Origin of the sequence: Komagataeibacter oboediens (assembly GCF_018491655.1) — a bacterium.
Taxonomy (GTDB): domain Bacteria; phylum Pseudomonadota; class Alphaproteobacteria; order Acetobacterales; family Acetobacteraceae; genus Komagataeibacter; species Komagataeibacter oboediens.
The window spans coordinates 120,749-128,685 of sequence record NZ_JABLUU010000009.1; the positions used below are offsets into that span (position 1 = coordinate 120,749).

Annotated in this window: 7 protein-coding genes; 5 read left to right on the forward strand and 2 right to left on the reverse strand. The window is 57.4% G+C overall.

Annotation, left to right across the window (positions count from 1 at the left end; translation table 11 throughout):
- Nucleotides 1-27 precede the first annotated feature (27 nt).
- A complete protein-coding gene (locus HNO79_RS09565) occupies nt 28-1,137 on the reverse strand; it encodes a GumK N-terminal domain-containing glycosyltransferase (protein WP_010515471.1) in 1,110 nt (369 codons plus the stop codon).
- A 318-nt stretch (nt 1,138-1,455) separates the two neighbouring features.
- On the opposite strand from HNO79_RS09565, the gene HNO79_RS09570 reads away from it, so the two are divergent.
- Genes HNO79_RS09570 through rfbD form a run of 5 tightly spaced genes read left to right on the forward strand, consistent with a single transcriptional unit; the run spans nt 1,456 to nt 6,554 of the window.
- The gene (locus HNO79_RS09570) at nt 1,456-2,634 is read left to right on the forward strand and encodes an acyltransferase family protein (protein WP_214165233.1); all 1,179 of its coding nucleotides are present in this window, start codon (nt 1,456-1,458) and stop codon (nt 2,632-2,634) included.
- Nucleotides 2,635-2,647: 13 nt separating this feature from the next.
- Entirely contained in the window at nt 2,648-3,979 is a 1,332-nt protein-coding gene (locus HNO79_RS09575; RefSeq protein WP_214165234.1) for a polysaccharide polymerase, read from the forward strand.
- Nucleotides 3,976-5,004: a glycoside hydrolase family 5 protein gene (locus HNO79_RS09580; RefSeq protein WP_214165235.1), complete on the forward strand. Its 1,029-nt coding sequence runs from the start codon at nt 3,976-3,978 to the stop codon at nt 5,002-5,004. The genes HNO79_RS09575 and HNO79_RS09580 overlap by 4 nt, the downstream gene beginning before the upstream one ends.
- 46 nt (nt 5,005-5,050) lie before the next feature.
- Nucleotides 5,051-5,608, forward strand: a complete 558-nt coding sequence (rfbC, locus tag HNO79_RS09585) for a dTDP-4-dehydrorhamnose 3,5-epimerase (RefSeq protein ID WP_214165236.1) — start codon at nt 5,051-5,053, stop codon at nt 5,606-5,608.
- Between the two features lie 58 nt (nt 5,609-5,666).
- Nucleotides 5,667-6,554, forward strand: a complete 888-nt coding sequence (gene rfbD / locus HNO79_RS09590) for a dTDP-4-dehydrorhamnose reductase (protein WP_214165237.1) — start codon at nt 5,667-5,669, stop codon at nt 6,552-6,554.
- A gap of 7 nt (nt 6,555-6,561) precedes the next feature.
- Here the strand turns inward: rfbD and HNO79_RS09595 are convergent, their stop codons facing one another.
- A complete protein-coding gene (locus tag HNO79_RS09595) occupies nt 6,562-7,443 on the reverse strand; it encodes a hypothetical protein (RefSeq protein WP_242405388.1) in 882 nt (293 codons plus the stop codon).
- Nucleotides 7,444-7,937 lie beyond the last annotated feature (494 nt).

The following is a 7,937-nucleotide window of genomic DNA, read 5'->3' on the forward strand; positions in this document are numbered from 1 at the left end:
ATACTTTGCGCAGGGACAGGCCTGCCTTCAGACGCGCGTGTCGGGATAGGCCTCGGGCGTCAGGATACGCTGCACGATTTCAGGCCAGCTATGGGCATCAAGCTCGATCACGTCCGTAGACTGCAATGCTGCATCGATCGCCCGCCCGATCGACTGCGCATCCCCCGGCCGGTAGCCGTACCGGCCGGCCGTGTCATTCAGTGCGAAATCGGGACAGACGGCAGGAATGCCGAACAGGGCGAACTGCCGCAGCTTGAGTGAGGTATCCAGCAGGTAGCGCGGCGTATTGGCATCCCGATAGGGGGCGACGCCAAAACTGGCGTGCTGGAGGTAGGACAATGTCCGTTCAAATGCCATTTCAGGGTGGATGATGATATTGGGCGCATCCAGCCCGTCTGCCGCATGCCCCGCGCCAATGATATGAAAATCGATATCCGGCCGCAGCTTTGCCGCGATCTGGAAAAACGTGCGGTCAAACAGCATCGACCCGATCGAGACACAGCTGGTCCGACCGGGCGTATAGGGATTGGGATAGGTTTTTTCAGCAATGCCGCGGTCAATGCCATGTGGCGCAAAAACTGCTGAACGCGCATGCGGCAGGCGTTCCAGCAGGTAGCGCGAGGGCATGCGCACCGTATCGATCATATCGAAATTTCGCACGAAATCATTCTTGATGGTATCCGCACAGCCTACGACTTCCAGATCGTCAGACATCAGGTAAATAATGCGGGCCGTCGGATTAAGTTTCCTGACATCGGAAATAAATATCGGCGCCATGCCGGATTCAATAAAAACAGTATCGGCGCGCCGTATCCATTTTCGCGCAATGGCAGGCAGCATCTGGCGATATAGCCAGAACAGCCCCCGCTCCACCGGTGCGAGCGCCGCACGGCGCATGTTGAACGGGTGCCATTTCATGCGCCACAAGTAACATTCCACACCATCCACCCTCTCCACGCGGTTGGCGCGATCTGCAAGGCTTGCGCGTGTATCCCCCCGCCGCAGCGACAGCGTGCTCAGCCCGATGGACAGGAACGCGGTCGGGCCACGGCGCGCCATTTCCGCCGCAATGAAATGAACACTTGCCTTGCGCAGACTCCTGAAATCATGAACGGAAATAAACAGGGAGCGCGTCATGGAACTCTGGTCTCCTGCCGTGCGCCACGCTGGCGGCAGACCGCATGCACATGGCGTACGGCCCACGGGTTCATAGCAATTGCGCAAACATGCCGGGACCATCGTCGCGGCCCCTTTTACGCCGCGCCAAATCCACAGTGTGATTGCGGCAAGATCATGACATGATCGTGCCGTGATAAAGGCGGCGCCACAAAGAATTGTGTAGGCACATTTTGAATGTTTTCTACATTTATATTCTGATACGCTCTGTCTGCCATACCAGAATCACTGTATTGCCTTAACCACGCCACGCAATCCACGCACCGGGGGGACCTGCTGATGTCGTCTGTGACAGAAACGTCCGGAACGGAACGAAATTATCTGCATCAACTGACATCGCTGCGTGGGGTCGCCTGTCTCGTCGTGCTGTTTGGCCATGCCATACAGGTGTTCCGGTACAGCAACCCGCAACGCAATGCCCCGCAGGCAGCCGTGCATGACATTGTGACATATGCCTTCAATGCGGAAGCGGCCGTGGTTCTGTTCTTTGTTCTAAGCGGGTGCGTCCTCTCCCTGTCGTTGCGCAAATACGCGCATATGACGGGACGGGTCATAGGCAGTTTCTATATCAAGCGCGTGTTCAGGATCTATCCGCTACTGTGGTTTTCCATCGGGCTGGCCATCATCAGCATGGTCATTGCACGCGGCTGGGTGGCTGACGGCGTGTTTGTCGGCTGGCTGGCGCGTAACCTGCAGACACCCATATCTGTCCGCAACACGATCATGTCGGTCGCGGGCGTTTTTACCCGCTACAACGGACCAATGTGGTCGCTGCGGGTGGAACTGATGTATTCCGTCGCCTTTCCGTTCCTGTTCTGGCTGGTACGTGCGCCACGGTTCCGGCTGGCCACGCTGTGCGTGCTTGCAGCCATCGCCCTGCTGCCGGTTCCACATGAAGTGGGAACGGTGTTTGCGCTGTCCTTTGGGGTTGGGGCGCTGATCCCGCTGCTGCCTGCCACCCTTCCCCCCCGGCACGGGCTTTATGCGCTGATCGCACTGGCGGTAATGTTATATGACCGCTACGCGCTGGCCGGGCTGAACCTGCCCGAACGTATTCCCGACATGATTGAAACCGCAGCGGCCTTCGTGCTGATCCGTGACCTGTACGCATCGGGACGGCAGTATCGCGTGCTGCTCAGCCGGCCGGTCATCGCCATCGGGGAACTGTCCTACGGCATTTACCTGCTGCATCTGCCCATCATGCTGATCGTGTTCAGCGTGGGGGGGCATGTACTGGGAACCTCCGCCCTTCTGTCGCATCCTTCGCTGACGCAGGCGGGAGTGGGGATCGTAACCGTCGTGCTGACAACCGCGCTTGCAGCCATAACCTACAATGTACTGGAACTGCCGCTGCATAACCTGGGTCGGCGGCTGGGCAATGCGATGCTGGTGACGGTCTCCCCTGCCCGCGCGGTTTCACCCCGGCAGGGTGCGGATACCCATGTCTCGCGCATCTGATACTGGAATTTTCATGTCCAATACAGCGCATGCCCGTCTGTCCGCCCGCCCCATGACCAGCGCACCCGCCTTGTCACAGGCGGATGGCATATCGTGGCTGGTGGTGGCCGGCGCGATCTTCAACCTTGTCCTGTGCTTCATCAATACACGGCATGTCATCACGATCCGCAGTTCGGAAATCGTGCTGTGTGAACTCGCCATCATTTTCCTGGCGTTTATCGAAGTGCGCAACACCATATCCCCCGCGGTGGTGCGCATTACCGGTGTCATGATCTGTTTCGAGATCGGGGCAAAACTGATCAATCCCCGGCTGGACATGAAGATCCTGCATGACCTGGCCATTGCGTATGTATTTTACCAGCTGGGCACCCGCTCCACCCTGCGTTCCGGTGAACGCACAATGTGGGCGATGATGGCCATGATCATGTTCGTGGGCTTTTTTGAACTGCTGTTCACCAATCTGTTCGGCACGATATTCGATGTCTGGACCTATTACGTGAACAAGGGCGTCATCAGCAGCAGCACGGTCAACTACAGCAATACGAACCTGTTTATCAGCGGGAACCGCGGGGCAGCAGCCTCCCGCACATTTTTCCAGTCCATATTCGGTTCACACCGCGTGTCCTCGCTGTTTCTGGAACCGGATTCACTGGGCAATTTCTCGGCCATCGGGTTTGCATGGTGCCTCAGCACGCATCTGGGGTCACGGCTGCGGCATGCGGTCCTGTTCTTCCTGTCAGCGCTGTGCTTTGTGCTGGCGGATTCCCGTTTTGCCTCGGGCTGTGCGCTGGGCATGATCATACTGCGCATGACGCCGCTGTACCGTTCGCGCTTCGTGGTGTTCGCCATGCCCGTCACGGTGATGTTGGGCCTGATGCTGCAGGGCGCCAACCATGAAATGCCCGGTATCCTGCCATCCATCATCGGGGATAATTTTTCCGGTCGCCTCCTGTTTTCAGGCCGGCTGCTGGATTACTGGAACCTGCCCCAATGGTTCGCGATGGCCCCGTCGCAAGTGTACACGGCCGATACGGGTTATGCCTATATCATCAACAATCTTGGCCTGCCGCTTACGCTGTTCCTGCTGGCGCTGTTTACCCTGCACCCGGCACGCACCGAAGCAGCCGTGTCGATGAAGGCGATGATCTCGCTATATTTTTCCACCTCCCTGTGCATCGGCGCGTCGGTCTTTACCATCAAGACGGCGGCGCTCCTGTGGTTCCTGTATGGCACGACCAACAGCGTCATTGCGCCATCGGAACCCGAAGTCAGGGAAAAGGCACCTGAACGCCTGAACTCATTCCGTTTCAACCGGCTTGTGCCCTCAGCGGAGCATATTGCATGACATTACCCCATTCCTCCCGCCCGCGGCGCTGGCTACTATGCGGCTGCCTGATCGCGACTGCGCTTGCACTTCCTGCGGGCCGACACGCGGATGCGCAGACCTATCGGGGCGTCAACCTGGCGGGGGCGGGCTATTCCTCATCCAAACTGCCTGGACGTTACGGATACGATTATCTCTATCCCAAACCTGCGGAGGTGGACTACTTCACCGCGCAGGGCATGAACACCTTCCGCCTGTCGGTATTGTGGGAACGCCTGCAACCTGCCCTGAACGGCCCGCTGGATGAAAAGGAACTGCAGCGCGTGCAGCAGTTCATCGCCTATGCACAGGGCAAGGGTGCCACAACGGTGCTCGATATCCATAACTACGGACGATATCGCGGGCAGGAAGTTGGTTCCAACGCCGTGCCGGATGCGGCCTTTGCCGATTTATGGGCACGGCTGGCGCAGGCCCTGGGTAACAATCCGCATGTCCTGTTCGGGTTGATGAACGAACCACAGCAGCATTCAGCCGAGGCATGGAAAAATGCCGTGCAGGCCGCAATTGACGCCATCCGCAAAACGGGCAGCCACAACATCATCCTCGTGCCCGGTATCGGGTGGGACAGCGCGCTGGGCTTCGCCAAGCTGAATGGCGATGCGCTGGGGCAGTTGCATGATCCCGACAACCGTCTGGTTTATGAAGTGCATGAATATTTTGATCCCGATGCATCGGGCACCAAACCGGCATGTATTTCACAAGACCAGGCTATCGGTCGCCTCAAGCCCTTTACCGACTGGCTGCACGCCCACAAGGCCCATGGCTTCCTTGGGGAATTCGGGGTCAGCCGCCAGCCGGAATGCGTGGCGCTGCTCAAGCCGATCCTGTCGCACCTGCGCGATAATGCGGATGTCTGGTCCGGCTGGACCTATTGGGCGGCGGGCCCTCTATGGGGCAATTACATGTTTACGCTTGAACCCGACCACGGTCAGGACCGCCCCCAGATGGAGGCCATTAAGCCTTTCCTAAGCCAAAGCGCGCCATAACGCGGCTTCACGCTACCGGGTGGATAGAAGAACAAGGGATTTGAATATGGAAATACAGACATTCAACGTCGCAGGCATAATCCTGCTTACCCCCCCGCGTTTTGGTGATGAACGTGGTTATTTTTCAGAAACATTCAACGCCGCCCGCATGAAGGAAATCGGGATTCCCGGCCCCTTCGTGCAGGATAACCACAGCCTGTCACGCGCGCGCGGCATCGTGCGTGGGCTTCATTGCCAGTTATCCCCCCACCCGCAGGGCAAGCTGGTCCGTTGCACCCGTGGCAGCATATGGGATGTGGGGGTGGATATCCGTGCGGGTTCCCCAACGTTCGGGCAATGGGTGGGGGCGACCCTGTCGGAAGAAAACGGGTCCCAGTTATGGATCCCGACGGGTTTCCTGCATGGTTTCTGCACGCTGAGCGAAAATGCCGAAGTGCAGTACAAATGCACTGATTACTGGGACCGCGACTGTGAACGATCGGTCCGCTGGGACGACCCGCTACTGGCCATCGACTGGCCTGTTACGCCAAAGGACGCGATCCTGTCCGCAAAGGATGCCGACGCCCTGCCGTTCTCCAGTGTTGATGACTGGTTCCATATGTAAAAGACGGCCAGATGCGGCCCGTCCCTGATCCTGTCCCCCTGAAAGAAGAAGGAAGCACATGCTACATAATCCGTCGATTCTGGTAACAGGAGGGCATGGACAGCTTGCTACCGCGCTGGCCGGTCATGAAGGTGTCATGCGGGTCGGGCGACCGGATTTCGATTTCGACCGACCCGGGACAATCGATCAGATCATGGCGGAAAATACACCCGAATTCGTCGTGAACGCTGCGGCCTGGACTGCCGTGGACGCAGCGGAAACAGATGCCGAAGGGGCTACAAGGGCCAACCACGCCGGCCCGGCCCGACTGGCTGCCGCATGCCGGGCGCGGGGCATTCCGCTTATCCATATCTCGACCGATTACGTTTTCAGCGGCGACAAGGGCAGTCCGTATATGGAAACTGATCCTGTTGATCCACGCTCGGTCTACGGCAGTACCAAGGCGGCCGGGGAACAGGCGGTATTGGCGGCACAGCCTGACAGTATCATCCTGCGGACGGCCTGGGTCTATTCACCCTATAACCGCAATTTCGTGCGCACCATGGTCGAAGCCGCAGCCAGGCGGCCTACCCTGCGGGTTGTCAGTGACCAGATCGGCAATCCGACCAGCGCAGACGCACTGGCGCAGACCATCATGCACATCATCCGGCAGATCCGTGAGACCGGTTGGAAATCGGATTATGCCGGAATTTACCACGCAGCCGGCCAGGGTGCGACAAGCTGGTATGACCTGGCCTGTGCCGCGGTTGCCGCTGCGGCCAGGCATGGCAACCCGCAACCGGTCATGGAACCCATTACCACCGCCGACTGGCCAACACCGGCCCGGCGCCCGGCGGATGCGCGGCTTGACTGCACCCGCCTGCAGGAAACATTTGGCCATGCGCCCGGTCCGTGGCAGCCCGAAGTGGAGCGTGTGGCGGAACTGATCGTGTCACAGCAGGGATAGACACACCTTACGGACGTCCCCATGTCTGCCGCATGCGTTCGGTCGCACGCGTCATTGCGGCACGATAGAGTTGCCGCCGTGATACCGCGCCGGGAAAACGGGCCAGTTCCCGCCGTAGCAGACTGCCATGCATGAAATAATGGCGCACGAAATGCGTCTGTCGCAGCAGGCTTGCAATATACCTTTTCTGGTCCAGAACGGGATGCACAAAGGTATGGCCACTGACCGGCAGTACAAGGTCCGTCACCAGGATGGGGGGAAACCAGGCGTAGCGCGAAACATCGCCATAGCGCGCCAGCGGGACGAAAGTCAGGTCAGCCGCCGCGACCTCCGACGCAACAAAGGCTTCCCCCAATGGCCAGAAGCCCGTTTCATCCATATTGACTGACATCGCACGTCGCCGCTGCGCCAGATGTTTCAGGGCACGCGCGGAAAAGAAAGAAATACAGTTTAGTGATGCCCGTAACTGCCCCGCAGGGTAAGTACCGGTATGGAAGCGGTTCCAGTACCATTGCGGCCCCGCATCCAGCGGATGGGATACGAAATCGGCTTCATCGGCAATCATGTCCGCAAGCAGCCGGACGCCGTTTCCCCCAATACAGGCGTCATATTCCACAAACAGGTAATAATCATAATCCGGGATCCGGTCATGGACCTGATAATGGGTATAGTCCGCGTTCCACCATAACAGGCTGCCTTTTTCAAACCGGTTGGCAAACCCCAATGCCAGCATGTCCGCGTTACATGTGCGCAGTACGCGTTCATACGGAATGGTTCCCGCAAAACCGTTTGTTTCATCAATGGAGACAAAAACATCAACTTCCGAAAATGTTGACTGCAACCTTTTTAACTGCTGGTGCACGAAGCTGTCCCATGTATAGGTTTTCAATACAACCGCACATCTTTTTTCCGCGATCACGTCAGCCATCCTGCGTCACTGGGTCGGGCCGCCTGCACAATACAGTATGATTATCCTGTTTTACTGGATTCCTAAGTATGAAGAATGAAGACCGAAACGACCCTGAAACCATAAAATGCATGAATTTCCCTCATTCCTGTCAAATATTGTATATTTCAGGCGATCATAATAATCACATCAACGTGTGGTAAATAATATCTTTATATTTACATTGAATGCAGCCCAATTATCTGCTTTTAACATCAATGGTCCATGCGACACACAACCTTCCCCCCGATCCGCAGACATGATGATCCGGCCATCGGATTGACGAAATCGGAATACAGAAATGTCCAATACGGAAATATCATTCATTCGCTCCAATATTCCGAAGATAAGTCAGGTATCCGACGGCATCATCGAAATGGAAAATTCTGGCATCTACACCAATTACGGACCAATAAACCAGAAATTCGAAAAGCAGC

What these genes read in the sequence shown, in the direction of transcription:
- HNO79_RS09575 (WP_214165234.1), top strand. Translation starts at nt 2,648, where the DNA reads ATGTCCAATACAGCGCATGCCCGTCTGTCCGCCCGCCCCATGACCAGC.
- rfbC (WP_214165236.1), top strand. Translation starts at nt 5,051, where the DNA reads ATGGAAATACAGACATTCAACGTCGCAGGCATAATCCTGCTTACCCCC.
- HNO79_RS09565 (WP_010515471.1), bottom strand. Translation starts at nt 1,137, where the DNA reads ATGACGCGCTCCCTGTTTATTTCCGTTCATGATTTCAGGAGTCTGCGC.
- HNO79_RS09580 (WP_214165235.1), top strand. Translation starts at nt 3,976, where the DNA reads ATGACATTACCCCATTCCTCCCGCCCGCGGCGCTGGCTACTATGCGGC.
- HNO79_RS09570 (WP_214165233.1), top strand. Translation starts at nt 1,456, where the DNA reads ATGTCGTCTGTGACAGAAACGTCCGGAACGGAACGAAATTATCTGCAT.
- rfbD (WP_214165237.1), top strand. Translation starts at nt 5,667, where the DNA reads ATGCTACATAATCCGTCGATTCTGGTAACAGGAGGGCATGGACAGCTT.